Annotated in this window: 16 protein-coding genes; 8 read left to right on the top strand and 8 right to left on the bottom strand. The window is 59.5% G+C overall.

Features of this window, described 5'->3' with window-relative positions; genetic code table 11:
• Positions 1 to 25: 25 nt before the first annotated feature.
• On the bottom strand, positions 26 to 1,480 hold the full coding sequence (locus tag FN829_RS12840; RefSeq protein ID WP_142987368.1) for a DUF7289 family protein: 1,455 nt from the start codon (positions 1,478 to 1,480) through the stop codon (positions 26 to 28).
• A 134-nt stretch (positions 1,481 to 1,614) separates the two neighbouring features.
• Here FN829_RS12840 and FN829_RS12835 point away from each other — a divergent pair, with 134 nt between their 5' ends.
• The gene (locus FN829_RS12835; protein WP_142987367.1) at positions 1,615 to 2,556 is read left to right on the top strand and encodes a cation diffusion facilitator family transporter; all 942 of its coding nucleotides are present in this window, start codon (positions 1,615 to 1,617) and stop codon (positions 2,554 to 2,556) included.
• A gap of 19 nt (positions 2,557 to 2,575) precedes the next feature.
• On the opposite strand, the gene FN829_RS12830 is transcribed toward FN829_RS12835, so the two are convergent.
• On the bottom strand, positions 2,576 to 3,868 hold the full coding sequence (locus tag FN829_RS12830; protein WP_142987366.1) for a Glu/Leu/Phe/Val family dehydrogenase: 1,293 nt from the start codon (positions 3,866 to 3,868) through the stop codon (positions 2,576 to 2,578).
• Between the two features lie 197 nt (positions 3,869 to 4,065).
• Here FN829_RS12830 and FN829_RS12825 point away from each other — a divergent pair, with 197 nt between their 5' ends.
• The 3 genes from FN829_RS12825 (at position 4,066) to FN829_RS12815 (ending at position 7,522) form a co-directional block, all read left to right on the top strand.
• On the top strand, positions 4,066 to 4,530 hold the full coding sequence (locus FN829_RS12825; RefSeq protein WP_142987365.1) for a PH domain-containing protein: 465 nt from the start codon (positions 4,066 to 4,068) through the stop codon (positions 4,528 to 4,530).
• The gene (locus FN829_RS12820) at positions 4,527 to 6,368 is read left to right on the top strand and encodes a PH domain-containing protein (RefSeq protein ID WP_142987364.1); all 1,842 of its coding nucleotides are present in this window, start codon (positions 4,527 to 4,529) and stop codon (positions 6,366 to 6,368) included. The genes FN829_RS12825 and FN829_RS12820 overlap by 4 nt, the downstream gene beginning before the upstream one ends.
• Positions 6,369 to 6,454: 86 nt before the next feature.
• Positions 6,455 to 7,522 (top strand): phytoene/squalene synthase family protein, encoded by a 1,068-nt coding sequence (locus FN829_RS12815; protein ID WP_142987363.1) that lies wholly within the window; start codon positions 6,455 to 6,457, stop codon positions 7,520 to 7,522.
• A gap of 44 nt (positions 7,523 to 7,566) precedes the next feature.
• Here the strand turns inward: FN829_RS12815 and FN829_RS12810 are convergent, their stop codons facing one another.
• From FN829_RS12810 to guaB, 4 genes are all read right to left on the bottom strand, one after another.
• Positions 7,567 to 9,540, bottom strand: coding sequence for a DEAD/DEAH box helicase (locus tag FN829_RS12810; protein WP_142987362.1), 1,974 nt, complete (start codon positions 9,538 to 9,540; stop codon positions 7,567 to 7,569).
• Between the two features lie 74 nt (positions 9,541 to 9,614).
• Positions 9,615 to 10,199: a HalX domain-containing protein gene (locus FN829_RS12805; protein ID WP_142987361.1), complete on the bottom strand. Its 585-nt coding sequence runs from the start codon at positions 10,197 to 10,199 to the stop codon at positions 9,615 to 9,617.
• 148 nt (positions 10,200 to 10,347) lie between these two features.
• Entirely contained in the window at positions 10,348 to 11,451 is a 1,104-nt protein-coding gene (locus FN829_RS12800; RefSeq protein ID WP_142987360.1) for a TrmB family transcriptional regulator, read from the bottom strand.
• Positions 11,452 to 11,538: 87 nt separating this feature from the next.
• Entirely contained in the window at positions 11,539 to 13,026 is a 1,488-nt protein-coding gene (gene guaB / locus FN829_RS12795) for an IMP dehydrogenase (protein WP_142987359.1), read from the bottom strand.
• A gap of 521 nt (positions 13,027 to 13,547) precedes the next feature.
• Between guaB and FN829_RS12785 the strand changes: the two genes are divergently transcribed.
• The 3 genes from FN829_RS12785 (at position 13,548) to FN829_RS12775 (ending at position 16,101) form a co-directional block, all read left to right on the top strand.
• Positions 13,548 to 14,558: a DUF5794 domain-containing protein gene (locus FN829_RS12785; protein ID WP_142987357.1), complete on the top strand. Its 1,011-nt coding sequence runs from the start codon at positions 13,548 to 13,550 to the stop codon at positions 14,556 to 14,558.
• Between the two features lie 74 nt (positions 14,559 to 14,632).
• Entirely contained in the window at positions 14,633 to 14,860 is a 228-nt protein-coding gene (locus FN829_RS12780; RefSeq protein WP_112078658.1) for a DUF5795 family protein, read from the top strand.
• 134 nt (positions 14,861 to 14,994) lie between these two features.
• Positions 14,995 to 16,101: a tyrosine-type recombinase/integrase gene (locus FN829_RS12775; protein WP_142987356.1), complete on the top strand. Its 1,107-nt coding sequence runs from the start codon at positions 14,995 to 14,997 to the stop codon at positions 16,099 to 16,101.
• Positions 16,102 to 16,690: 589 nt separating this feature from the next.
• Here the strand turns inward: FN829_RS12775 and FN829_RS12770 are convergent.
• Positions 16,691 to 18,397 (bottom strand): DUF262 domain-containing protein, encoded by a 1,707-nt coding sequence (locus FN829_RS12770; protein WP_185955759.1) that lies wholly within the window; start codon positions 18,395 to 18,397, stop codon positions 16,691 to 16,693.
• A 1,627-nt stretch (positions 18,398 to 20,024) separates the two neighbouring features.
• On the bottom strand, positions 20,025 to 20,813 hold the full coding sequence (locus tag FN829_RS12765) for a hypothetical protein (protein ID WP_142987354.1): 789 nt from the start codon (positions 20,811 to 20,813) through the stop codon (positions 20,025 to 20,027).
• A 189-nt stretch (positions 20,814 to 21,002) separates the two neighbouring features.
• Between FN829_RS12765 and FN829_RS12760 the strand changes: the two genes are divergently transcribed.
• Complete coding sequence (locus FN829_RS12760; protein ID WP_142987353.1) at positions 21,003 to 24,947, top strand: Eco57I restriction-modification methylase domain-containing protein; 3,945 nt, start codon at positions 21,003 to 21,005, stop codon at positions 24,945 to 24,947.
• Positions 24,948 to 26,745 lie beyond the last annotated feature (1,798 nt).

The following is a 26,745-nucleotide window of genomic DNA, read 5'->3' as shown; positions in this document are numbered from 1 at the left end:
ATCCGATAGTCGAGGCGAGACCGCTTCACTCGTCGAATCGGAGTCCGACGACGTTCTCGCTGACGTGGAGGTACGTGATCGGGCTCGATCCGCCGCCGCCGGTGATCCTGATATCGAGGTCCCCGAGGTTCGTGTCGTACTCGACCCGCGCGTTTCCGCCCGTCGACAGCGAATTGGTCACGAACGCTCCTCGAAGCGTGGGCTTCCCCTTCGCGACGACGTCGGCGTTCGGGGCGTAGACGATCGCCTCCATCGTCGGGCTTCCCTCTCCCGCGCTCTCGTCGAGGAATCCTCCGGCGACGTAGAAGACGTTCCGGTCGGCCTGCGTCGGGTCGGGGTCCGTCCCAACAGTGCCGCTCCCTTGGATGTCGAGCGAGCCGTTGACGTAGTACGTCACCCCGTTACTGCTGTTGTCGGCGATCGCCATCTCGCTGTTACCGATGTCGAAGTCCCCGTCGACGGCGACGACCACGTCGCCTCCGGTCGTGTCGAACTCGAAGTCGTCGTCGACGGTCGCGTCTCCGGGGAAGTGGTAGACGCCGCTCCCGACGGTCCCGCAGCCGTCGAAGCCGGTCGGAGTCACGCAGCTCTCCGCGGCGTTGTCGTTGTCCGCTTCGGCGGCCTCGATCTCGTTCTCGATCAGCCCGTTCGGTGAGGGGGTGGAGACGCCCTCGCGGTACTCGTCGACGTTCAGTTCGTTCTGTGGTTTCCCCTTATGACTGTAGCCGTCGAACTGCTGGACCGTGATCGCTCGGTCGAAGGTCACCACTTCCGGAACGACGAGCCGGGCGGTCACCGTCCGGTTCGCGTCGTCCTTGGTCACGTCGCCCTCCGCGCGCTGGCTGAAGAAGTCGTACCAGCCCTCGTAGTAGTCGCTCCGGACCTCCACGACGACCGTCCCGTTCTCGAGCGGGTTCGACACGTTGGGGAACACCTCCTTGCTGGCGTTCGTCCGACGAACGACTCCGGTTCCGCGAGTGGAGGTGTGTCGCTCGCTATCGGCGGTCAACCGAACGATCGGGAACGTGAGCGTCTCTCCGCGGTAGTGGTACTCCGGCGGCGACACCATCCGCCCGCGAGTGCCGTCGCTCGACCAGACGCCGCCGCCCTGGACCGCGATCTCCCGACTCTCGCCGCTGTACACGAGCGCCCCGAGCGAGTACGACTCGTTCGTCACGTTCCCGTCGGGTCGCTCGATCCGGACCTCGACGCGTCCGGCGTCCTTCTCGAGCCGGAGATCGCCGCCGTCGACGGAACCCAGATCGAACCGCTTGGCGTCCGTTTCGCCGAGCGCGACGAGGCTCGCCTGCGACGTGAACTGCGACATGCCGTTCTCGACTCCCGCCGCCTGCGCCTCGTCGGTGACGGCTCCGAGCGCGACGCTTCCCGTCGCCACCGTGGCCGTCACGGCGGCGATCGTGATCCCCAGGAGCAGCACGGTCCCGATCACCTCGCTCTGGGCGCGCTCGCCGGGATACATGGTCCAACCTCGTCGTCCGAGACGGTTAAACACCGCCCGCCCGGTATCGGATCTGATAGCGACTGACTCACGACCTCGGTCGGAGGCCGCACCGGGACGCACCACTTAACACCGACGGCGCACGACGGTCGGGCATGACGGCCCGCCAGCGACGAGAGGAGAAGCGACGGTTCAGGCGGGCCGCCGGGGTGAACGTCCTCGGCAACGCCGCGAAGATCCTCGCCGAGGGGGCCGCGGGGCTCGCGTTCGGCAGCGTGGCGCTTTTAGCCGACGCGGCCCACTCCGTCGCCGACCTCGTCGCCAGCGGCGTCGTGTTCGTCTGGGGCGGGGCCCGCTACGACGGCGCCGACGCGGAGCACCCCCACGGCCACCAGCGGATCGAGCCCCTGACCGCGCTGTTCGTCGGCGCGGTGGTCGCCCTCCTCGGACTCAACCTCCTGTGGAGCTCGATCGAAGGGATCCGGTTCGGCACCGACGTGCGGTTCAGCCGACTGCTGCTCGTCGCGCTGGGGTTCGCGCTCGTCGACATGTACGTCCTCTACTGGTACACGATGCGGGTGAACGCGGATCTCGGGTCGACCGCGCTCTCGGCGCTCGCGGTCGACTGTCTCAACGACATCTACACCACCGTGGCGGCGCTGATCGGCGTGTTCGGCGTGTTCTTCGACCTCCCGATCCTCGACCCGATCGCTGGCGGGGTCGTGAGCCTGCTCGTCGTGTACCAGGGCGTCGAGATCGGTCGAGAGAACGTGACGTACCTCGTGGGAGCCGCGCCGCCGGCGGACGACCGCGATCGGATCACCGAATCGCTCCGGGAGCACCCCGAAGTCGTCGGCGTTCACGATCTGCGGGTGTTCTACGACGGAACTGACTTGGAGGTCGAAGTCCACGTCGAGGTCGACGGCGAGATGACGCTCCGGCGCGCTCACGACATCGAGACGGAACTCGTCACGCGGCTTCGCGGACTGGAGGACGTCGGCGACGTCCACGTCCACCTCGATCCCTCCGGCGTCGGCGAGTGGAAGGACGCGACCGACGAGGGATCCGGCGGGACGGACGACGACGAGAGCGGGTGACGGGAGGTACCCCTGCCGCCTACGGGAACAGCCCGCGGTACTCGTGGGCGCTCGCGGTGCGCTCGAGCGCGAGGGTGTAGGCGGCGGTCCGGAGGTCCGGGACCTCGCCCTCGTCGTATCGCTCGATGGTCTCGTCGAACGCGGAGCCGATGCGCCGCTCCAGTTCGACGTTGACCGTCTCGAGCGGCCAGGAGAACTCCTGGGAGTTCTGGACCCACTCGAGGTACGAGACGATGATCCCCCCGGCGTTCGCGAGGATGTCGGGGACCACGGGAACGTCGCGTCCGGTGAGGATCTCGTCGGCGGCGACCGTCGTCGGACCGTTGGCCGCCTCGACGATCGCGCTCGCGCGGACGTCGTCGACGTTGTCGGCGGTGATCACGCCCTCGACGGCAGCCGGAATGAGCACGTCGACGTCGAGCGACAACAACTCCGCGTTCGAGACGAGTTCGGCGGCGTCCTCGGGCGCGCCGTCGGGGCCCGCCGCGCGGACGTCGCCCTCGACGTACTCCTCGATCATGCCGCCCGCCTCGACGTGTGCGCCCAGCGCGGCCACGTCGAGGCCGTCGGAGTCGTACGCGGCCCCGGTCACGTCGGAGGTGGCGACGATCCGCGCGCCGGCCTCGTCGAGCAGGCGGGCCGCGTTCGAGCCGACGTTCCCGAAGCCCTGGATCGCGATGCTCGCGTCGGTGAGGTCCCGCTCGAGGTACTCGAAGAGCTTCTGCGTGATGAGCGAGACGCCGCGACCCGTCGCCTCGACGCGACCCGGCGTCCCGCCGATCTCGAGCGGCTTACCGGTGACGACTTTGGGGACCGTGTACCCCTCGTACATGGAGTAGGTGTCCATCATCCACGCCATCGTCTGCGGGTTGGTGTTCATGTCCGGCGCGGGCACGTCGATGTCCGGGCCGATCATCCGACGGATCCCCTCCGTGTACCGCCGAGTGAGCCGCTCGAGGTCGCGATCGGTCAGGTCCTTCGGTTCACAGATGACGCCGCCCTTCGCGCCGCCGTACGGGAGGTCGACGAGCGCCGCCTTCCATGTCATCCACCCCGCGAGCGCCTCGACCTCGCGCTGGGAGACCGTGGGGTGGTACCGGACGCCGCCCTTGAACGGCCCGCGCGCGCCGTCGAACTGACACCGAAATCCCTCGAAGACCTCCACCTCACCCGACTCCAACTCGACCGGAAGCGTGACCTTCAACGTCCGCTCGGGGTGTTTGAGCCGCTCGAAGACGTCGTGATCGACGTCCGCGTATTCCTCGGCGCGGTCCATCTGTGCGAGCATGTTCTCGAACGGATCGTCGGCCATCATCGAAGAGTCCTCCATGATCGATTATATTCCTTTCGCAAATATTGCGGACGAGTGTAACTAACACGCACGGAAGGGGATCCGGAGACGGGAAACGGGCCGCCGGACGCCTGTCGTCCCGGCGTTCCGCCGGATCTTATAAGTGCCCGTCGACAACGAGTGAGCATGAGCCCTCGACACGCGACGGAGGACGGTCGATGACGACGAAGCGACTCCATCCCCGCGTCCGGGTCGTCTGGGTCCTCCGTGCGGTCCTCGCCGCTGCGGTACTCACCGCTCCCGTCGCCGGCGGGTTCTACTTCGGGTATCTCCCCGGGTGGGCACCGCTCGTCGTCGGCGCGATCCTCCTCGCCCTCGGCGTCGTTCACGCGCTCCTCCGATACCGTCGCTGGAGCTACGAGATCCGCGAGGACGCCCTCTACCTCGACCGCGGCGTCATCACGCAGGTCAGGACGACGGTCCCGCTCGTGCGCATCCAGCACGTCGACTCGCGCCGCGGTCCCGTCGAACGGGGCGTCGGGCTGGCCTCCTGCGTGGTGTACACCGCCGGCTCCCGCGGAGCCGACGTCCGCATTCCTGGACTAACGCCCGACGGAGCGAGCGACCTCCGCGAGGAGCTGAAACGGCTGGCGATCCGCGCGGACGGGGAGGACGCAGTGTGAAGCTCGCGCCCCAGTCGATCCCGTACCGCGCGCTCCAGAAGGTCGCGGGGGTCGTCGTCGTCCTCTTCTTCGTCGTGAACGACAGCGAGTGGGGCTTCCCGGCGGCCGCCGGCGCGACGGGCGCGGTCCTCCTCGTCGCCGGCGCGTACGAGGTCGCCTACTACCGTCGGTTCGAGTACGAACTCACCGAGGACACGCTCGACATCCGGTCGGGCGTGATCTCCCGTCGCGAACGGGAGATACCCTACCGACGAATCCAGAACGTCGACGTGAGTCGGAGCGTGATCCAGCGCGCGATCGGCGTCGCCGCCGTCGACTTAGAGACCGCGGGGGGATCGAGCACCGAGGGGTCGATCCGCTTCGTGACCCCCGAGGAAGCCACCCGACTCCAGCGGGAAGTCCAGCGACGGAAGTCCGCCGGATCGGCGGCGGACGATGGCGACGCGGCCGGAGAGGATCGCGGCCCCGTCGAGGAGGAGCTGTTCGCGATCTCGCCGCGCGAGCTCGCACTGGTCGGCGCGCTGTCGTTCGACGGCCGGCTCATCGGACTGCTCGCGTTCGCCGGCTCGGGGTCGGTCCCGGTGGTGTCCGGGTACCTTCCCGACGTGTCGACGCTGGCGCTCAGCGCGGTCGCGGTCGCCGCCGTCGGCGCCCTGTTTCTCGTCTCGTGGGGGATCGGTGCGGCGGTGTCGTTTTCGAACTACTACGGCTTCCGGCTCGCGCGTGCCGGTGACGAACTTCGATACGAGCGCGGGCTGTTCCGGCGGTACAGCGGATCGATCCCGACCGAGAAGGTCCAGACGCTGACCGTCTCCGATAACCCCGCGAAGCGCGCGCTCGGGTACGCGACGCTCTCGATCGAGACCGCCGGGTACGCGCCCGGACAGGGCGGCGAGTACGGCAGCGAGGCGGCGATCCCCATCGCGAGGTCCGGCCGCGTGTACGAGTTGGCCCGCGAGATCGAGTCGTTCGGCGACCCGTCGTTCCGCCGGCCCCCGCGCCGAATTCGCTGGCGGTACGCGTTTCGGTACGCCCTGCTTCTCGCCGTCCTCGTCGGCGTCGCCTTCGCGGTCGATTGGTACGTCGCGGCCGATATTCCGTGGTACGCGCCCGCCGCGCTGCTCCTCGCGGTTCCCCCCGCGGCGCACCTGAAGTGGAAACACCGGGGGTACTGGCTCGGCGAGGACCACCTCGTGACCCGAAACGGGTTCTGGAGCCGCAGCGTGAGGATCGTTCCGTACTACCGGATCCAGAACGTGATCGACAGCCGGTCCGTCTTCCAGCGGCGGTGGAGCGTGGCGACGGTCGTCGCCGACACCGCCGGAACGAGCTCGCTCACCGGGAGCGACGCCGCGGCCGTCGACTTCGACGTCGAGGAGGCGGTGGACCTCCAGTCGGAACTCGCCGGCCGGCTCCAGGAGGCGCTCCGCGATCGTCGAAGCGAGGTCGGGTCATTCGAGTGGTTCGAAGGCGACGGCGAGACGGACGGCGAGGGCGACGCGGACGCCGAAGCGCCCGACGAGAGCCCGGATATCCCCGACGAGGGCGTCGTCCGGTCCGACTTCTCGGCGTCGACCCGCGACTACTCGGAGCCCGCCGAGCGCGTCGATACCGGCGGGTACGCGGTCGACCGGTTCCCCTCGGACGCCGACGTGGCTCACCGACCCGACGGTGAGGAGAGTTCGACGGACGCGGTCGACGACGACGGCGACGGAATCGATGGCGGTGACGACGCCGACGGCGGCTCGGCCGAGGTCGGCGGTGACGCCGCGGAAGACGCCGCCGACGACTCGGACGGCTCCGGCGAGGCAGAGACCGACGAGAGCCAGGAGCGCTGAGAGATGGGTTCCGGATCGGCGAACGGAAGCGTCCGCTCCGTCCGCGAGGCTTTTTTATGGGTCGTGCCGTAAGAACGGGTAACTGAATGAGCGGACGAGAACACGACACGGCCGATCCCGACCTCGAGTGGTGTCACGAGGCGGTTCAAGGCGTGTCCCGTACCTTCGCGTTGACCGTGGACGTGTTGGAGGAGCCGATGGCCTCACAGATCTGTCTCGGCTACCTCCTCTGTCGCGTCGCCGACACCGTCGAGGACGCCGGCCACATCCCGCCGGCGGAACAGACCGCCGTCCTCGAGACCTATCGGAAGGCGATCGATCCCGACGGGGACGCCGAGATCGGGGACTTCCGCGCGGCCGTCGACGAGTGGCTCCCCGCCCCCGAGGTGCGCGACGAGGACTGGGCGGTCGTCGCCGAATCGCCGACCATCGTCGCCACGTTCGAGGACCTCGATCCCGAGGCCCGCGAGGCGATCGTCCCGCCCGTCCTCGAGATGGTCGACGGGATGGCGATGTTCGTCGACCGCCACGCCGAGGAGGGCGGGCTCCGGATCGACGACCGCGACGAACTCGAACAGTACTGTTACTACGCCGCCGGCACCGTCGGTAACCTCATCACGAACCTGCTCACGCGCGGCGAAGTCGGCGAGGCGCGCGCACAGCGGCTCCGCGAGACGGCCGAGGAGTTCGGACTCCTCTTACAGTTGGTCAACGTCTCGAAGGACGTCTACGACGACTTCACCGAGGAGAACAACGTCTACCTCCCCGCCAAGTGGCTCGAGGACGAGGGCGTCGACCAGGAGGCGGTGATCGCCCCCGAGAACCGCGAGTCGTCCGCCCGCGTCGTCGACCGCACCGCCGACTACGCGCGGTCGTTCCTCGACGACGCGCAGGCGTATCTCGAGACCATGCCCCTCTCTCACGGGAACACCATGGAGGCGTGGACGGTCCCGTACCTGCTCGCGGTCGGCACGCTCCGCGAACTTCGCTCGCGACCCGAGGACGCGTTGACCGAGAGCGGCGTGAAGGTCTCCAGACAGGAGGTGTTCGCGGTGATGTCCGTCGCCGGCGAGGCCGGCCGCGACTCGCTCGCGGAGCTGAGAGAGACGATCGCCGACACGCCGTACCACCGAGTGCTCGAGCCCGCGGACTGAGCCGATCGCGCCGTTTTCCTCCACCGTTCGTTCCGGTATCCCGATCAGATCCGGCTTCGGGCCCGCGCCACCGCCGGCACTGAGACGCCGACCGTGTCCGCGAGCGCCTCCGCCGCGCTCAACAGCCACTCGGCGCGCTCGACGCGCGAGTCGAGGTCTCCGGGGCCGAGCCGGTACGCCTCCACCAGCTCCTCGACGGTCGCGCCGTCGATCCACTCCTCCAAGATCCGCGCGGTCTTCACCGACTCCAGCCACCCTTCGAAATCGTCGGGTTCGCTCATTCCGGTCGTCAACCGCGCGGCGTTCTTCCGGGCGAACCGGTACATCTCCGCGCGCTCGCGATTCCCGAGGTACGTGTCCTGCATGTCCGGGGTGTCACAGACCACCTCGAAGACGGTGAGCGTCGTGGCGTTCTCCATCCCGGCCGCGGTTCGGAGCCCGTCGACGATCCGCGCGCCGGTCTCCGGCCGGACGTACTGTTTCGAGGTGGTCTCGCCGACCGGCGTGGCGACCAGTCGATAGGTCTCCGCGTCCCCCCGACGTCGAGCCATCCCCGCGTTGACGAGGTCGTCGACCGCGACGGCCACGTCGTCGGCGAGGCCGCCCGCGCCCGCCTCGCGGGCGTAGAACGTGCCGTCGAGGACCTCGAGGATCTCCGATTCCGTCTCCGCGAAGCCGGTCGCGACCGACGAGAGCACGTGCGTCCGGAGCGAGGCCGGGTCCGCGAGCTTGGACTCGACGGCCTCCGGCTCCCCGTCGACGTACCGCTCCATCAGTTCCTCGCGGGTGGATCCCTCGCCGACGAGTACCGCCTCGCCGTGCGGATCGAGCCCCGGTCGACCCGCCCGCCCGCACATCTGGTGGACCTCGAGCGTCGGCAGCCACTCCATCGAGGAGCCGGTGTATCGCTTCTGATCGCGGACGATCACGCGGCGCGCGGGGACGTTCACGCCGGCCGCGAGCGTCGGGGTGGCACAGATACACGCGACGTTCCGGTCTCGAAACGCCGCCTCGACGGCGGCGCGGTGGCCGGCGCGGAGCCCCGCGTGGTGGAACGCGACGCCCGCCCGAAGGCAGTCCGCGAGGTCACGACCCGTCACCGTCCCGTCGATGTCGGCCACCTCGTCGGCGACCGCCGTCGCGGCCGACCCGATCCCCATCCGATCGGCGAGTCCCTCCCCGGCGAGCCGCTCGGCGAGCGCCGCGGCCTCCGCCCGCGAACGGACGAACGCGAGACACTGGCCGCCCTCCGCGACCGCGTCGACGACGAGCGCGGCCGTCAGGTCCGTCGCGTCGGGGCCGTCCTCGGAGGGGTCTCTCCCATCAGCGCCGGATCCGGCGTCCGAACCTCCCGCCTCGACGTGACGCGTCGTGCCGTCGTCGAATTCCACGTCACCGCCGACGCAGACGCCCGTGCGGAGGTCGACGGGGCGCCACTCCGACTCCACGAGCGTCGCGTCGAGCCAGTCGGCGATCTCCTCGGGGTTGTCGACGGTCGCGGAGAGCGCGACGACCTGGATCGACGGGTTCCGTCGGCGAAGCGTCGCCAGCGTCACTTCGAGGGTCGGTCCGCGCCGCTCCACGCCCAGCAGGTGGACCTCGTCGACCACGACGCACGCGAGGTCGTCGACCCAGCCCGCTCCGTTGCGGATCGCGGAGTCGACCTTCTCGCTCGTGGCGACCACCACGTCGTGACCCGCTAACTCCTCGCCGCTCGCCTCGAAGTCGCCGGTCGAGACGGCCACGTCGACGCCGGGAAGCGCCGCGAACGCCTCGTACTTCTCGCGGGCGAGCGCGCGGAGCGGACAGACGTACAGGCCCGGGCCGTCGGCGGTCAAGAGCGCCGACTGGGCGATGAAGGTCTTTCCAGACGCGGTCGGGACCGCCGCGACGACGTTCGCGCCGTCACAGACGCCGGCCTCGACGGCGGCGACCTGCGGCGGGTACAGCTCGCGGATCCCCCGATCCGAGAAGTGGTCGACGAACCGCTCGGGAAGCGGCAGGGAACGGACGCGCATCCGGTCGTGAATTCGCCGCGATCGTATTTAAAGAATGGCCGGAGGTCGTCGAGCGGAATCGCGTCCGACGCGGTTCACTCCTCGGCGTCGAACTCCCGGAAGAGCCCCTCGAAGTCGTCCTTCTCCGTGACCGCCTCGAGCGAGCGGTCGACTTCCTTGCGGAGCGTGTCGATCCGGACAGTTAGCTCCTGGTACTCCTCGTTGTCGGCGAGCTCGCTGGCGCTCTTTTCGGCCTCGAGCATCGCCTTCTTCGAGGTCAACACGAACAGGTCCTGGACGCCGGCGTCGTACTCCCCGCGCCGGAGAAGCCCCTCGACGGTCTCTCTGAGGGTGTCGCTCGCGACCGGCTTGACGAGGTAGTCGTCGAACCCCATCTCGAGGATGTCGAAGTCGGGTTCGACGGCGGTCACCATCGCGACCCGACAGTCGATCCCCCGCTCTCTGACGGCGGCGAGGACCTCGTCGCCGGAGAGGCCGGGCATCCGTCGGTCGAGGAGGATCGCGTCGACGTCGTCGTCGAGATCGTCGAGCGTTTCGAGTGCCTCGTGGCCGCCGTACGCCGTCCGGACCCGGTACTCGTCGCCGAGCCAGGCGGCGTAGAGGTCTGCCAGGTCGGGCTCGTCCTCCACCACGAGGACGAGCGGCAGTTGTTCGCTCATGTGGTCACCCGAGCGACGACGAGTTCGCTCACACGCTTCGTCTCGCCGCGGGCTATATTAAAATACCCCTTCGGTACCGATCGAAGGATGCGGGCGACGCGAGGAACGGACGATGAGAGGCGATCGAAGCGACCCGGACCTCTCGCGGTCACGCGTCGATGCCTCCCGGGATCGCTCCCTTCGGCCCGTCGTATCCGGTTACGGTGATGCGTCTCGCCTCGATGTCCTCGATGACCGCGCCCCAGCCGCCGACGGTCCACCGCCGGTCGCCGTCCGACACCTCGACGGTCACCTGTCCGGCGAGCTGTCCGATCGGGATCTCGCCGTCGTTTCGCGGCTCGCCGGCGTACACCACGTCCGTGACCGTCCCGGAGACCGAGATGGCGTCGCCGGAGCCGATCTCCGACCCCTCGACGGTGACGTGGACGTCCGCGCCCTCGGCGAAGAGCGGCTCGATGTCGCGAACGAAGCGGCGCAGGTTGGCGTACACGAGCGGTGGGTCCTCCGGACGACCGTCGTAAACGACGTCCCAGACCTCCCAGAGGCTGGTGTCGAAGTACCAGCGGAAGACGTACGTCAGAGAGAAGTCGCGGACCAGCACGCCGTATTCGTTCACCGAGCGTCGGTGCGGGGCGAAACACGTGACGGTCCGATCCACGATGGCGACGAACGGTGTCGGGAGCGTCCGGTGACGAACCTCGGTCGCGATCCCCTCGTACTCCGTCGGCATCTCCTCGTCGTTCCCGTCGGCGGTGTGGATCGACGCCTTCACGACCGCTCCGTTGTCGTGAGCCGCCGCCAGCGACTCGCGAAGTTCGTCGAAGTTCTCGGGAGTCACCGCCACCTGTACCTCCGTCTCGGCCTCGGCGATGGCCTCCCGAGCGTGTTCGAACACCGTGTCGAACCGGGTGACGATGTCGACGCGGTGATGCTCCAACGCGGGGGCCTCCCAGCGCGTCTCGATCTCGTCCGCGGCCTCCGAGAACTCCTCGGAGCGTCGTCGCAGATCCGAGAGGACGGTGTCCGGTTCCGACGCGCGGGCCCGGAGCGTGTCGCCGTCGTACGTCTCGACGTATCCCTTCTCCTCGAGGTCCCGGAGGACGTCGTAGATCCGCGCGGCGGGGACGCCGCTCTCGTCCGCGAGTTCGGTCGCGCTCGCCGTCCCGAGCCGGAGGAGCGCGGTGTACGCCTTCGATTGGTATTTCGAGAGGCCGGCGTCGCGCAACACCCGGCACAGCTCGGATGTGTCCATGTCACGGTACACAGTCACGCGGGCATTAAGTCCAACGCGTGGGGATCCATCTCACGGAGGGCGACGGAGCGCCCGGCCGGATCGCGGTCACTCCTGCGGGCTGTAGTTCGGCGCCTCGTCCGTGATCATCACGTCGTGGGGGTGGCCCTCGGTCTGGCCCGCGCTGGAGACACGGACGAACCGGGCGGTCTCGTGGACCTCCGGGATCGTGTCGGCCCCGACGTATCCCATCCCCGAGCGCATGCCGCCCGTGAGTTGGTGGAGCTCCGAGGCGAGGGTTCCCTTGTACGGGGTCGCGGCCTCGACGCCCTCGGGGACGAACTCTTCGTCGCCGTCGTCGTCCTTGAGGTAGCGGTCGCCGCCGCCGGACTTCATCGCGCCGACGGAGCCCATCCCGCGGTACTGTTTGTACTTCTTCCCCTGCATCGTGATGACGCGTCCCGGGGCCTCTTCGGTGCCCGCGAAGTACGAGCCGAGCATGACCGCGTCCGCCCCGGCGGCGATCGCCTTGATCGCGTCGCCGGAGTAGCGGATCCCGCCGTCGGCGATCACCGGCACGTCGCGTTCGGCGGCGACGTCCGCGACCTCCGAGACCGCGGTGATCTGTGGCATCCCCGCGCCGCTGACGACGCGCGTGGTACAGATCGAGCCCGGCCCGATCCCGACTTTGAGCCCGTCGGCGAAGTCGACGGCCGCCTCGGCGGCCTCCCGCGTGCCGACGTTGCCGACGACGACGTCGGCCTCGACGGTCTCCTTTATCGCCTCCGCGGACTCGAGCACGTTGAGGTTGTGCGCGTGCGCGCAGTCGATGAAGAGCACGTCGGCGTCGGCCTCGTCGGCGGCGACCGCGCGCTCCTCCTCGAAGGGGCCCACTGCCACGCCGGCAAGCAGGCGGCCGTCCTCGTCGCGGGCGGCCTGCTCGTGCTCGCGCCGCTGGAGGACGCCCTGCATCGTGACGAGCCCGACGAGGTGGTCGCCGCCGTCGACGACCGGGACGCGCTCGATCTTGTGGTCGTACATCAACTCGAGCGCCTCGCGGGCGTCGACGGATTCCGGAGCGGTGATGACCTCGTCCGTCATCGCCTCCCGCACCGCGTCCTCCTCGCCGACCTCGAGGTACGGACGGATGTCGGTCCCGGAGATGATGCCGAGGACGACGTCGTCGTCGTCGACGACCGGCGCGCCGGAGACGCCCTCGTGTTCCATCAGTCGGTCGGCCTCCCGAACCGTGTCGTCCGGCGAGACCGTGACGACGTTCTCGCGGCGGATGACTAGTTCGTGGGCGCGCTTGACGCGCTCAACCTCCGCGGCGGTCTCCTCGACGGTCATGTTGCGGTGGAGGACGCCGAGTCCGCCCTCGCGGGCCATCGCGATCGCGAGGTCGCTCTCGGTGACGGTGTCCATCGCCGCCGAGAGGACGGGAACGTTGAGCTCGACGTTCCGAGAGACGCGCGAGGAGAGGTCGGCGTCGTCGGGTTCGACGCGGCTCTCCATCGGACGGAGCAGCACGTCGTCGAACGTCAGCGCTTCCGGCACGTCGAGTTTCGCCGAGAATCGGTCGGAATCTGTCGCCATGTAAACCGTCGTGAGAGCGGAATCAAAAACGTTGCGAGTCAGCACGGATGTGGTGGTAACTCACATCCGATCGTGCTCGCATGATCAGGATCGTGGATTAATTCGGCGTTCGTGAGGCCTCGGCAGCGGAACCGGCCAGACCATCGACAGGATCTGGATCGAACCTCACGGTATCCGTTTATCCGAGAATGTTCAAAAAATACGTCGAATTACTCAAAGATCGACACCATAATATATAAATAAAGATGTCGAACCGCTCGAGTCATGCGATCGATCCTCACACAACGTTTAACCCGAACGCAACCCGTATCATGGGTATGGACTCCGACAGTCCCGTGAACGTGCGTATCGCCGGTCAGCCGACGCTCGAACTCGGCGCGCCCTTTACAGCCGGCGACACGCACTCCCCCTTTACACGGACTCGTCGGGCCCAGGTCGGCTCCGACTCCGATGACCGGCTCGGTCATCGGAGGTCGTCCGCTTCCTGCCGTGTGCCCCATGGTCACGGGCATCACCCCTGAATGAGCGTCTCACGTCACCCCGTCGCGCTCCGTCTGGAGCGACAGGTAGGCGGCGCGACGAAGCTGCTCGCGACCGTGATGGCGCTGCCGCTCGTCGACGGGATCTTCCCGGCGCTCGTCGTCGCCGGCGTGTTGGGATCGGCGGCGGGCGTCGTCGAAACTGGCATTCTCATCTTCGGCGGTTCCGCGACGATCGCCGTGATCCTCGCGGAGATGGACGGCAGCCGCAGGGAGATGGTGACCTCCGTGCTCCTCATCGGCGCGGTGATCGTGCCGGTCGCCGCGATCGAGGCCGCCTTCGCACCCACGCTCCGCGGGTTCCTGGAACTCGCCATCTTCGAGCGGTTCGCCGGCCTCGTCATCCTCTCCATCGCCGCGAAGACCGCCAGCGCCGAGTTCGGCGAGTATCTCCCGAGCCCGGCCGTCATCATCGGACTCGGGCTCGTCGCGAGCTTCGATCCGAGCGGGTTCGCCGTCGAGACGTCGATGGAGTACGTCGTGAACGGCACGGCCGCCGCCGCCATCGGCGTCGGCTTCGCGCTCTCGGTCGCGCTGTTGTCCCCACACCTGCGCGGCCGCGTCGATATCGACCGGTTCCGGTTCGGGTCGGCGGTCGCGCTCGGCGTGCTCGCGCTCCCCATCCTGTTGCGGCCGTTCGGGCTGATGCAGACGGAGGCTCCCATCGCGCTGGCGGTACTCGGCGTCACCGCGCTGTTCGCGTACGATCCGGACGCGGACGGCATCGGAGCGACGGACGCCGAGGACGAGAACGGCGACGACTCGGCCGACGCGTCGCACGCCGACGAATCGGCGGATTCCGACGCCGGTTCCGAGGAGGACGCAGTCGACCCGGCCGCACCGAAACCGACCGATCCGCCGGTGGACGCGCCGGACGATCCCGGCGGCCTCGTCGACGACGACGTGGCGATGACCGCGACCGGCGACGACGGGGACGGCGAGGAGCCCGCGAGCCCGTTCACCGAGGACGACTCGCGTGCGCCCTGGCTGTAGACGGTTCGCACCGTCTCGTGCTCGTCGTCGACCGGCTTGACGGGTTTTAGGTAGCTCCGTCGCGTACGCCGAGTATGTCAAATCGCGTCGTGCAGGGGCGGATGGTGACACCGGAAACGCTCGCGGAACTGGTGGAGGGCGAGTCGGTCCTCGAAGCCGAGGACATCGCCGACGCCGACCGCGAGTGTCCCGACTGCGGCGGCGACGTCATCAGTGTCGGGTACATGCCCAGCGTCACGGAGTTCGTGACCGGATACAAGTGCCAGGAGTGCTCCTGGAAAACTACAGATCGGGACGAATAGGGCCTAATACCGACGTATTTTGGCCTTCTGCTGGTGCGACCACAGCACCGCGTACAGAGCCAGTTACGAACTCCAAGTTTCGGGAAACCCGTCGCAGTCCCGTGATTTTGGATATTTTGCGCGCCAGTAGACAAATGAGTGATAACATCAAGGGGATCCCACTGATTCCCAACGGAACTGAATCGACTCTCAACCAACGACAGGTGGAGGACTACAAGCATCACCGCGGGAAGTTCCTCACCTGGTGTCTCACACAAGGTAAGTCACCTGAAACCAGCACAGGCTACTCGGAGTCAACGATGAATGTCCGTCACTACCGTGTGAACACATTCTACCAATCCATCTGGGAAGATCGAGGCTACACAACTTCGGTGACTCATGACGATGCCGACACCTATCTCCGAGAGATTGCTCTCACAGACTATGCGGACACGACAAAAGCGCACATCCACAAGTCGCTCAAGACCCTGTTCAGGTGGCGAGAACACGCTTTCGACATGGAACCGTGGGAGCCCGAGCTCACATTCTCGTCTGGCAGTGGCACGTCGACGTCGAGAGACTATCTGACAAAAGATGAGCGTACCCGGCTACGTGATGCGTCACTTGAGTACGGTTCGATCCCAAACTACAACAGCTGTACCCCCACAGAACGAGATCGCTATAAGGGATTCCTCGCGCGCCGATTCAACGTGCCGAAAGAAGATATTGGCCTAGAGCACTGGGAACGGGCAAACGGGTGGAAGATCGCTTCGCTGGTCTTCGTTTCACTCGACACCGGCCTCCGACCAATTGAGGTCAACCGTGCTAAAACTCACTGGGCAGACACGAGTGCCTGTACATTGCGTATCCCGCAAGCCGAGTCCTCGAAGAGTAACGAGGCTTGGGATCCGGTCATCAGTGAGCGTACTGCGACGATCCTAGAGCGCTGGCTCGATCAGCGCTCCTCAATACCGATGTACGACGACAGTGAAACGCTCTGGATGACCACGAAAGGGAACCCGTATAACTCTCGTTCACTGTCATACCTTATTGATCAGCTCTGCGAGACAGCAGGTATTGCGACTGAAAATAGGCAGGTGACATGGTACTCGATCCGTCGTGGGCTCGCAACTGGTCTAATCGACGAGGCAGACCTGAGTACTGCTCGGGATCAACTTCGGCATAAGAACATAGAGACGACCGCAGTGTACGATCAGAGCCCTCCGGAGCGACGACGTGATGCGCTAGACAAGATTGGATAGGTATTCTCAGGAACCAGATCGCTATAATAGTTCAGTGGGTCCCTTTGAAGAGGGTCCTCTTGAGTTGTATAGACCAATGATAACGACATGATCGACCTGGAACCGGCGTGTTTGAGGACGGAGTTCGTTTGGTGACCGAGTGGAACCTTCTCAGGTGTGGCATCTAGCTCAAAGTTGGCGCGCACGACAGCACAAATCTGTTGGATATTCAAGATACTGCGTGGGAGGCTACTCGACGGTTCTGAACCAAGTGATGAATCGTCTGATCCAGACTTCCGTTTAGTTGTTATCGGTAGTTAATAGCTGTGAATATGTAATTAACCAACGAAAAAGACACAGAGCAGTTCTGTTGGTTAATTTGATCAGTATGATTCGATATCAACGACGATACAGCTCCGCATGTCGTGGACAGCATACTCCAGCAAGATAATCCGCAACAACTCGGCACGACTGCGACAGCTGACAGAACTGATTGTCGTAAAACAATTTCCACAAAAAGCATCTACCCATCTCGATACCTTCGGCACAGTATCGAGCTATCCTCACTCTTTGACCGCCCCACGAATATTTGTCTCGTCCAACGTCGACTTCAGCTATCTAAGTTCCAGATTTGAACCATCGCATTAGCCAATTCAGACGTTCGCTGTTCTATTTCATCAGTTCCCCAACTATCGTAATCCTCACACAGCTGCTGATTCATTTTTAGTTTTGACTCTGCGTATGCCTCTTTCTTTTTCTCGAATGGATCGGCACCGATTGAGATGTTCTTATCTGTTTCAAGTAGAGTAAGATTGCCAAGCTTGTCGCGGAATTGCTCGAATTGGGCTTCAGTTGTACCTAGGGTAGAGGGCCACGCACTGTACTTCTTAGCCGTGAATGATGCTCGCGGAGCGATGTGTTCGCGATCGAGTTCATCGAAATTCAGCTCTATACCGTTATAATAGTCCATCTCAAGACGACTGAGAATGTAATTCGTCCGATCGTTTAGCCTAACCCGCTTGTTTTCAATAGAAGCGACGAACTCCTCGTCACTGGGGCATCGGTCGGACAAGCCATTGTATATTTCTCGGATAGAGTTGTCCTTCTCAAACGCCTCAGAACAGATTCGAGAGTAGATCCGATCGAGTTCACCTCCAGTGGGGTAACTCGATACCTTCCAACGCATCAGGAAACTCTCCAGTAGTAACAGGCTCTCCATCACCTTGTTCGCAGTGCCATACTCCTCAAAGACGCGTAGCATCAATGTTCGAGCCTGTACCGAATTGATGATCTCTAAGTCTTCGAGTTTGGAATTGATTGCTTCGTTCCCATCGTCATCATACATGTCAATCTCGTGATTGAGTATTTTCGCATAGAGTTCTGCTTTGTCAGCTAGTTCCTCGACGTACTCGTTCAGAGATATTCCCGAATCAGGGAGTTTCGAGTCGACTATTTTCTGGTACTCGTCATAGAGTTTGTAGTCGGATACATCGCCATCGTAGTCTGGTTCGGCCGCGGACATTATGTAGTGACGGAAGAACCGGCTCGGTTGGCTCATATTCGGCATGAGTGTCTTGATGAGTCGCTCCCAGTCCTCCTGGATTTTCTCGTAACTAATCTCGGAATCTGAGGCGCTCGCTGCTTTGCTGAAGGTGTAGTTCTTCATGAGATCGACGGACGACAGTTCCATCCCACGATCGTTTAATGTCTCAAAGAGGCGGAAAGCTGACTGTTCGCCCTCACATCGAATTGACACGAGCGTAACTGAGGCAAGAAGGCGTTTTCTGAGTGTATCAAGTTTGTCGACATCAAGGCTCTCCAACTTTTTAACGTAGAATTGGACAGCTTCCCGTAGTTGCCCATCATCCATCTTATTATAATCACGCTCAATCACTTTCTTGAGGTCCGGATTATCGAAAGTACTGAGCGTGAGGTTTTGATACTCATTCCGATCGAGATCCCTCTTCTTGAGATACTTGTTCTCAATATCCTCCGCCTGCTCAGATTCTCCCATCTCATAGTATTTTTCTCTCATCAAAGAGAGAACGACAGTAATCGTCGCAATTCGTTGTTGGCCGTCAACGATCTCCAGTTTGTTCAACTCATTAAGTCCTCCCGAGCGCTCAATGAGGACGACAGAACCTAGGAAATGTGTGGAATTCTCTTGAATTGAATTCAGATCCGCCCATAGGGCTGCCCACTGTTCTTCCTCCCAAGAATATCGACGTTGGTAGTCAGGGACGGTATATCGATAGTTCCGAGTCAAGACTTGTTCCACAGTGTCTTCCGTCGCAGAAAGTCCGATTCCGCTGGGCATATGTGTCATTCATATCTGACGATAAATAAACCATAATGATGACTATTAGCGTATATGGAGCAAATACTGCTTGTATTTAGCTAAGAGCGAGAATTGGAATGGCCTATTGAATCGACGTGTAGGGGGAGTCATCCGATTGCCGTTTAGACAGGAATTGTTTTGTCCTACACCAGAGACTCCCGCATCTCTGCCTGTCGTGGGTACGCCAGCAGACAATCTTCAGCAATCCTCTGATGGACCGTTCATCTCCATTGTCGCCTGTGACAACGAATACTACTGTTACGAGTTCGGGGTCTTGGGGCGTAGCGTGCTGCTCCTCATCAAAACATGAAAGCTCGTCTCCCTACGTCAGTTAATTTCACCCAGATATCCGTGATCGACGTCGCCTATGTGTACCGAGCGCAATCGTGGAATGGTGGTGAACCGTGTTCTAACACTCGCAAAGTAGTGTGTGGATGCTTATAACCAGAATCAGACACTCGAAACACATGAAACAGTTGAAACGGTGGTCACCACTCGAAAGATGTGGGTTCACTCGAGATTGGATATGATGTCTATTGAGTCAACCGTCAAAATCGGAGATTCCTCACTCACGTACTGCGAATTTATGCGGAAATAGGGGGTTGATCAACATATAAAAGAGCTACTTTGCGGAAGTTGCGGAACCGGTGGTGTGTGTCTGCTCATCAGTTGAGATTAACCAACATGGTATCTGCCTCTACTCCTACGTTGGTTAATCCCACCTAGACGCTCGCAGTTGACGTCGGCTCAGTTGTACTGAAGAATCCATGTGGATGTTGGGAATCTGATTCTAACTCATTCCACGTATGATAGTGTGTTGATTATGCGGAAACAGGGGGTTACATCACCCGAAATTATGTGGAGATCGCGGGTGGAAAATCCCTACTTGATTCATCAACGCGGTGCGTCGCAGTAATTACGGAAATGTGGTGTAAATGCGGGTTGGTTCAAACAACACAGTGTGCCAGAGTAATTACGGAAAAGTGGTGTATCTCTCAATTGGATACTGACTTGTAACACTCGCAAAGTGGGGTGTGGGTGTTATATAAAGGAACAACAACACTCGAAACACTCGAAACACTCGCAAAGGCGGTCAACACTCGCAAATGGAGTTGTCTACTGACGCATATGGTTCCGGGACAATTAATACTTATTCGATCAACTAATAGTCACAAAATGAAATATGTGAGTAAAATAAAAGCATTTATGCCAATATATAGCTAACCAGTAGATGCCGTCAGTTCGACGGCACTCTAAACGAGTTGCTCAACATCTACGCTCGTTTGGACGTAACACTTAGAGGCGGATTGGACTCCGCCTCTTCGCACAAACCTGAGAGACATCCCACCAGTCACCCGTTCGAGCCCGACATTAACGCCCACAGCTCGGCGTGTCGTTGTATACCCGGATAATTACCGCAAGCCTCTCGCCGGACCGCCGATCCACGTTAGTCGCCTGCGACAACGAAAGTTGCTGTTATAGCTCAGGCGCGATGTTATCCACCTGTACGAGTCCGACAGGGCCTGTCGCACTGACAGTATATCTTTTCAGGATACGTGTACTTCATCAACACACACCTGTGTCAACCGCGGGTCCGTGCTTAGCGCTATATTCCTCGTCCCCGAATGTAGTCATCCGTGTCCTCGATCAGCCGTTTCACTTTGTGTTCGTTCGGGGCTGTTTGATTCGCATGGGCGCAGTCGTTGCGGATAGATGACAGCGTTTTCAACGAACTGAGTGTCGTCTGTTCGATGACATCAGATTTGTAGAGGGTGTCTGCGAGTTTTCTGATCCCATCGTCATAGTTGTACTCGAGCTTGACGTCTGTCTCCTGGCACATGGTTAATAAGTGGCGTTCAAGCGAAACGCCGGCTGTGACTCCACTTGCTCGAGGGAGTCCCTCTTGAAGCAAGTCTCGTGCTCGCTTTACCTCGTCTTTTGCGACAGACTTCGAGATCTGCTCTTTGACTTTGAATCGCTCAGCACTGATTTTCCGTGGTATCGCATTCACGATGCCACGTTGAGTCACGATTACATCATGTATTGTGCTATACACACCCATACCAGAAATACTGTCTGGACTAATCTGTAACCTGATGAGTTCGTCGAAGTTATCTCGTAATCGCTCGAAATCTTCCAGCTCTGTTTCCATATACTCCTTGACTAGCACACGAGAACTAGCATACCACTCATGATATGTTTCAAGTATCTCTCGTTGGGACTCTTTCTGATCTGTCGTCGGAGTCTGCCACCCTCCAATGTATAGCCCATTTTTACCAGTGTTGTGTTCTGCCTCCATGCTCTCAAAGAACGACTCTGTGTTCTCGATGACGTCCTCAGCGAGGCTGTCTAGTTCGTCAATATATTCGTCAACTTCGTCAGCAGAGACAGTCATGCGTTATTATTTGTATGTGAACTCATGTTTGTATCGGCTCACATCACTCGCGTATTCAGTCGGTGGGTGACGGAGCGTCTTTACCACCACCCATCGCTCTATCTGAACAAATGCCCAACACCACGTTTCCGATGACAGTGTAGATACGTACACACACTTTCATGTCGTCGGGCGCGAAAGCCGTGATCAATGTCGGCCTCCGACGCACAGACTGAGTTTGATTTTGATGAGTTTGACACCACGGTCTCAGACGACGATGTCGATATTGTAATCAACACTATCGACTCGTGTATCCGCAGTCTTCGCGATCAGTATACGGATGATGACGATCTCGATAAGACGTTCTCTCGGGGACGAGGCGAATACGTCCCCCGATCGGACTATACACGGGATCAGCTTGACCCGGAACCGCTAACGCAGGATCGGGTCATCGAGCCATTGCTCGAGGTACTTGGGTACTCTGACTACGGAGCTGAGGCTGGTGACTTCTCTTCTACTCGTGGCGAACAGGCAGATTACGCCGTATCACTCCGTGACATCGACAGCGTCGACTCAACTCGGCTACTGATTGAGGCAGAACCCCTCAAAAAGCAACTCGAAAACCGGGGACACGGTGTCGATCAAGTGAAGTCGTGGTTAAGCCAGCGTGAGTTCGAGTCTGATTTCGGCTTTGCGACGGACGGACTTCGATGGATCTTCATCCGATATGATGCTGATTCGTACACACACACCACTGTTGCTGATGTCGATCTTCAACCCGTTTTTCTGACGCTATTCGAGAACCAAACGGGGGTGTCGGAGTCCCCCACAGACGCGGTCTCCAAAGAGCAGCGCGAGGTCATCGCTGAGCTCATTCGCACCTTTAATTTCGACAATTTCCGCTCGATTATCGACGACGCACAGGAAGTGCTCAAAGAGAAGCAAGAGGAAATTACGGATGAATTCTACGACGATTACATTCGATATGTCTTCGGCGTCGACGAGAACGACGTTGACGGGGAACGACGAGCTCGGAGTCTTGTCGGCGACGGTGTCGTCCCACCGACCGAGGCAACTGGTGACGACACACGCCTGTTTTCTGTCGAATTAATGAATCGGCTCATCTTTATCAAGTTCTTGGAGGACAAGCGCATCGTTCGTACCGACTTACTGCGCACGATTGTGGACACGTACGAGGATGGGGTTTACCCCCAGTCGATGTACAACACGTTCCTCGATCCGCTCTTCTATGACGTTATGAACGTCAAGCCCGAGCGGGAGGACGGAAAACGAACGGATGTAATCGAGCTATATTCAGACATCCCGTATCTCAATGGTGGCTTATTCCGTCCAGAGCTCAGTACTGATACCGAGGTCGATGAGCGCCAGTTCGACGTTCGAGACAGCGTTCTCAAATCAATTATCAACCTACTGGAGCGCTACCAATTCTCCGCTGATGGGGGACCGATGGATATTGACCCAAGCGTATTGGGTTCTGTCTTTGAAAAGACGATTAACTACCTCACAACCGAATCTGGCGATCAAAACAAGCAATTGGGTGCCTATTACACTCCGAGTGAAATCACACGGTTCTCTGCTGAACAGACTGTTCAGCCAGCACTCCACGAACGTTTCCAAGAATATCTGATTGAAGAACGTGGATGGCCAGAAGCAGAAGTACAGCAGAGTGAGACTGTGTATGAACTAATCAACGATCTCGCACCGAAAAATTCGCTTATTAATGGTCTACTTGTGGACGTTGTTGACGAATTCTACGTTGTGGATCCTGCCTGTGGAAGTGGGCACTACCTCACCTCCGTGTTAGAGGAGATCGTTTCGATTCGTACCGCACTGTATACCCAGATGGACTCACATCCGAGCCGATTCCGGCTCAAAAAGACGACTGTCCAGAACAACATCTACGGGGTGGATATTGTTGGCCCAGCAGTTGAAATTGGAAAACTCCGCTGTTGGCTATCAATAGTTGCTGAGTTATCTAAAGACGAGATTGATACCCTCGATACGGCCGAGCTCGCGCTTCCTAATATCGCTTTTAATCTTCGGACTGGAAACAGTCTGATCGGATTCACAACATTCCCTGAGTCGACTGACGATGGAGGCTACACACTTGAGGCATTTAATGAGGATAGTGTGCGATCGCGCTATCAGGATGTGATTGAACAAATAAACAAGTACGAGAAGGCAGGAGAACAGGGGCTATCGGAACGTGCTGATGAGCATTATCAGAAGGCCCACGATTTATTGGAGGAGTATCGGCCTGAGTTAGATTCACTAATCTATGATGAATTTCTCGACTTAGACGTTAGTATAAATTCAGATACTTTACGCGACGATTACGGCGAAGAAGTGGATTCTGAGATATTTGAGGCAATTGATGATGATCTTGCCACCGGGATCACAAAAAGCGACATAGATGAGTTTGATACGTTCCATTGGATTCTGGAGTTCGCTGAAGTCTATGCTCACGGCGGGTTCGACGTCGTAGTTGGCAACCCGCCGTGGGAAGTCTTAATGTCAAACAGAGAAGATTTCTTCTCAAGCTACGATCCGTTATTCCGGACACGTATTCTAGAGGAAAAGAATGAGGAACAGCGGAAATTGCTCAAGGATCAGGATATTGCGAAGGGATGGATAGAGCACCAGCGTCGCCGTGAAATCTTAGTATCGTATTTCAAAAAAAGCCAGTCGTACAAACTACAAAGCCCAGATGTAGGGGGGCAAGCTCGCCCAGACTTATCGATGCTGTTCCTTGAACGGATCTTCTCTCTTACAGATGAACAAGGATACACCGCAAAATTACTCCCAGGAAAGTTGTTTACTGGGACTGGAGCAAAAGATCTACGGAATCATCTACTTACAGATACAGAAGTTGGACATATAGTCGGGTTTGAGAATAAGGGAATATTCTCTGGAATTGACGATCGATATAAATTTGGCATTGTAACATTCAAAAACTCAGGCAATACGGAGCAACTTCATTGTAAGTTCTTAAACAGGGATACTGACGTCCTACAGAATATTGAGGAGCAAACATTTGCTGTCCCTGTTCAAGTCTTACGAGATTACTCCCCACGGACAGCGATTTATCCACAAATCACGAGAAAAGAGGAAGTTCCGCTATTAGAGAAGATAGTTGAGCAGCCCCCAATCAACGATCAATCGACACCAGGGTGGTATATTGACCTCTACAAAGAAGAACTCAATCGGACTCGAGACTCTGATCGGTTTATTGAAGATCGTGACAAAGGTGACTATCCGGTGTATGGCGGAGGGAATATCTGGCAGTACAGCTGGGACAACACATTCTGGGACAATCTCTCAGCTCCCACATTATGGAGTGTAGACGAAGACGCCAATCCTGACAAGAGCGCAAAAAGACGTATTCGTAACAAGAATTTCCGCAGCCTGAAATCTGCCATCTACCATTCGTTCGATGGTTCTGGGGTACAAACAGACTATCTCGATGATTTATTCAAGAAACACCGCGGGAGCGAGTTCTCCAAAGACGATGTGCTATTAGACTGCTCAGCGTACCGAATTGGTATAAGACAAATTGCGAACAACACCAACGAAAGAAGTGCCATCGCTGCTGTTCTCCCACCGGGGATTGTCACACATAACAAGTGCCCGACGATCCGGCCCTACGAGATTAACCCATCTGAAGAGGATCTAAAGGAGAGTCCGGCCCACGGAGTCTACGATCGAATTTTCACAGACAAGGAACTATTTGCTGTTCTTGGTATACTGAACAGTATCCCATTCGATTATATCGTTCGTACAAAGCTAGACACGAGCCTTAGCATGAATATGTTTGAAGAATGTCAAGCACCCCGATTGACAGAGGGTGACGAATGGTTCGAACCTGTGTGGAGCCGATCGGCCAAACTGAATTGTTACGGTGAGGAATTCCAAGAGATTAGGGAGAGCCTTGGTATTAACCTCGTATCCAGTAGTTCAAAGAGAAAAATATTACAGGCAGAGATTGACGCAGCGATGTTCCATGCGTATGGGTTCGATCACACCCAGACCCAGTTTATACTGGAAGACTTCCACAAGGTCCGAAGTCCGAGGGTTATGACAAACGAGTACTTCGATCTCGTGCTCAAGAAGTTCGACGAGTTAGCAGCACAGTAAGGCAGTCCCTCCAACAGCGTTTTTTTCGCCCAGCAGGTACAAGTTCCAACCAATATGTCCAACAGGCGTCATCTGTCGATACACACTTACAGCTGTGCCTGTTGACTGCGACCTCAACGTAGAGTATCCCCACTCGTCGACGACGTCGGCGCAAGCTAAAGCAGTGTGACGACACGTCAGTATCGATGTGTGGCACTGGGGCTGTCTCGCGATCTACAGGCACGGAACCGTCTCGAAACCAATCTTAGAAAAACCGGGTCTGTACCTCTAACCGGGTCATCAGTCACGTAACAGTCGTACTTGCGTCACAGACAAGCCCACACCGTTAGAACCAGCAAATTATATACTAATAGTGATAAAAACTAAAAAGTGTAAGTAATATAGTAGTATGAGAATTATTGAAGCTGGTATTTTTTTTATTGGTGTCCAGAGTGTGGCTACAGTCCCTTGTAAATAGACCTTCAACTGGAAACATCATCGGCCCATCAGTCAGGATCGATTCTGTGGTATCCACTGTCCGTCCTAAGCGACTCCGCACCCCGTCAGAGTGGTAGGTGACTCGGAGAGCTGTGCGACGTCTCGTGATACCTCTCACGGGATCTCAACTAATCCTAACTGTATATGATTCCAATTCAGAGAATTATAGTTCTATACAGAGGCGTGTGAGTGGCCTCCTATTGGCTTTAGATTTCGAAGAAATCAGCAACTTTCCCACCAACTGGAAGCTGTTAGAAACGACGCCAGCATTGTCTGTGTCGAATCTGTGATGATTTGATTCCTACGGCTGGCTAATAGCTCTCCTGACCAAGTCGATCTCGACAACAGCACTAGCAACAGCTCAGCAGTGTCGAGACAGCATATGTGACGCTAGATATACAGTCAGCACCGCAGTCCAACACAACACAGTAGCGGTAACTGCTGTATATATCTAGGGATGTAACTGTACTTTGTAGTTTCCAAGCGATGGTCAATTGGTAGACTACTTGTAGGGTAGGTAAAGATGGTGATTTCTGGGGTTGTAGCCTACTTAATGTCCTCCAACATGACAGATACTGATTAGTACTCAACTCAGGCGAACAGCTGTCTGTCGATGCCTACTGTGTGCTTATTTGAACCGAATCTGGTGAGAGTCGCCCCAACTCTGCCTCAGCGGAGTTCTGTCCTGAGTCAAAAATCAATCCTGAGGGATTTCGTTAAACGTAATTCATCACGGCTGATTGTCATCTGTTCCACCCGTTATGTATATGATTATGACAAGAATGCCATCTAGAATGACCAGCACCAGCTGATGTAGGTAGTGACTAGGTCGGTCGGCCCCGAATTGGCACACGCCAGTGAGGCCGACGTCGCCAGCACTCGGTTGCTGAAGAAGTTTCTACAATTGGGGATCCCGAAGGAGTACCGTGTCGACCCCAACTAGGCACTACGGCCTCTCTGATCGACGTGCCCCACTACTTGATTTATCCCTGTGAGAACCAGCTGTGACAAAGACTGTAGCATTCGTCCTACTCTGTGAAGGGCTCACCTGTACAGCTGGGGTCATCTAATCGTGCTAGAGTAAGATCCTACTATTGGTAGTTTGAACAATTGCGGAAGAACGGTGTTCTAGCCACCTGAAGTGCTCGTAAATGTGGAAATCAGTACTTTGTCGGCACCGACTCACGGGGAATTGCGTTTGACGCAAACAAGTGTATAGCAGGAGCTGTCCTCCGACTAGCTGTGAGGACATCTGGTGGCACCTGCTGGCATTGAACGACAGGCGGAGGCAATAGCGGTGTCGAGGGTATCCTTAGCAAGT

Origin of the sequence: Halorubrum cibi (genome assembly GCF_900182635.1) — an archaeon.
GTDB lineage: Archaea > Halobacteriota > Halobacteria > Halobacteriales > Haloferacaceae > Halorubrum > Halorubrum cibi.
The sequence above is the reverse complement of the archived record's forward strand: the minus strand, read 5'-3'. Positions and strand labels throughout refer to the sequence as shown.

What these genes read in the sequence shown, in the direction of transcription:
- guaB (WP_142987359.1), bottom strand. Translation starts at nt 13,026, where the DNA reads ATGGCGACAGATTCCGACCGATTCTCGGCGAAACTCGACGTGCCGGAA.
- FN829_RS12825 (WP_142987365.1), top strand. Translation starts at nt 4,066, where the DNA reads ATGACGACGAAGCGACTCCATCCCCGCGTCCGGGTCGTCTGGGTCCTC.
- FN829_RS12800 (WP_142987360.1), bottom strand. Translation starts at nt 11,451, where the DNA reads ATGGACACATCCGAGCTGTGCCGGGTGTTGCGCGACGCCGGCCTCTCG.
- FN829_RS12785 (WP_142987357.1), top strand. Translation starts at nt 13,548, where the DNA reads ATGAGCGTCTCACGTCACCCCGTCGCGCTCCGTCTGGAGCGACAGGTA.
- FN829_RS12805 (WP_142987361.1), bottom strand. Translation starts at nt 10,199, where the DNA reads ATGAGCGAACAACTGCCGCTCGTCCTCGTGGTGGAGGACGAGCCCGAC.
- FN829_RS12815 (WP_142987363.1), top strand. Translation starts at nt 6,455, where the DNA reads ATGAGCGGACGAGAACACGACACGGCCGATCCCGACCTCGAGTGGTGT.
- FN829_RS12770 (WP_185955759.1), bottom strand. Translation starts at nt 18,397, where the DNA reads ATGCCCAGCGGAATCGGACTTTCTGCGACGGAAGACACTGTGGAACAA.
- FN829_RS12830 (WP_142987366.1), bottom strand. Translation starts at nt 3,868, where the DNA reads ATGGCCGACGATCCGTTCGAGAACATGCTCGCACAGATGGACCGCGCC.
- FN829_RS12810 (WP_142987362.1), bottom strand. Translation starts at nt 9,540, where the DNA reads ATGCGCGTCCGTTCCCTGCCGCTTCCCGAGCGGTTCGTCGACCACTTC.
- FN829_RS12835 (WP_142987367.1), top strand. Translation starts at nt 1,615, where the DNA reads ATGACGGCCCGCCAGCGACGAGAGGAGAAGCGACGGTTCAGGCGGGCC.
- FN829_RS12775 (WP_142987356.1), top strand. Translation starts at nt 14,995, where the DNA reads ATGAGTGATAACATCAAGGGGATCCCACTGATTCCCAACGGAACTGAA.
- FN829_RS12840 (WP_142987368.1), bottom strand. Translation starts at nt 1,480, where the DNA reads ATGTATCCCGGCGAGCGCGCCCAGAGCGAGGTGATCGGGACCGTGCTG.
- FN829_RS12760 (WP_142987353.1), top strand. Translation starts at nt 21,003, where the DNA reads ATGTCGGCCTCCGACGCACAGACTGAGTTTGATTTTGATGAGTTTGAC.
- FN829_RS12765 (WP_142987354.1), bottom strand. Translation starts at nt 20,813, where the DNA reads ATGACTGTCTCTGCTGACGAAGTTGACGAATATATTGACGAACTAGAC.
- FN829_RS12780 (WP_112078658.1), top strand. Translation starts at nt 14,633, where the DNA reads ATGTCAAATCGCGTCGTGCAGGGGCGGATGGTGACACCGGAAACGCTC.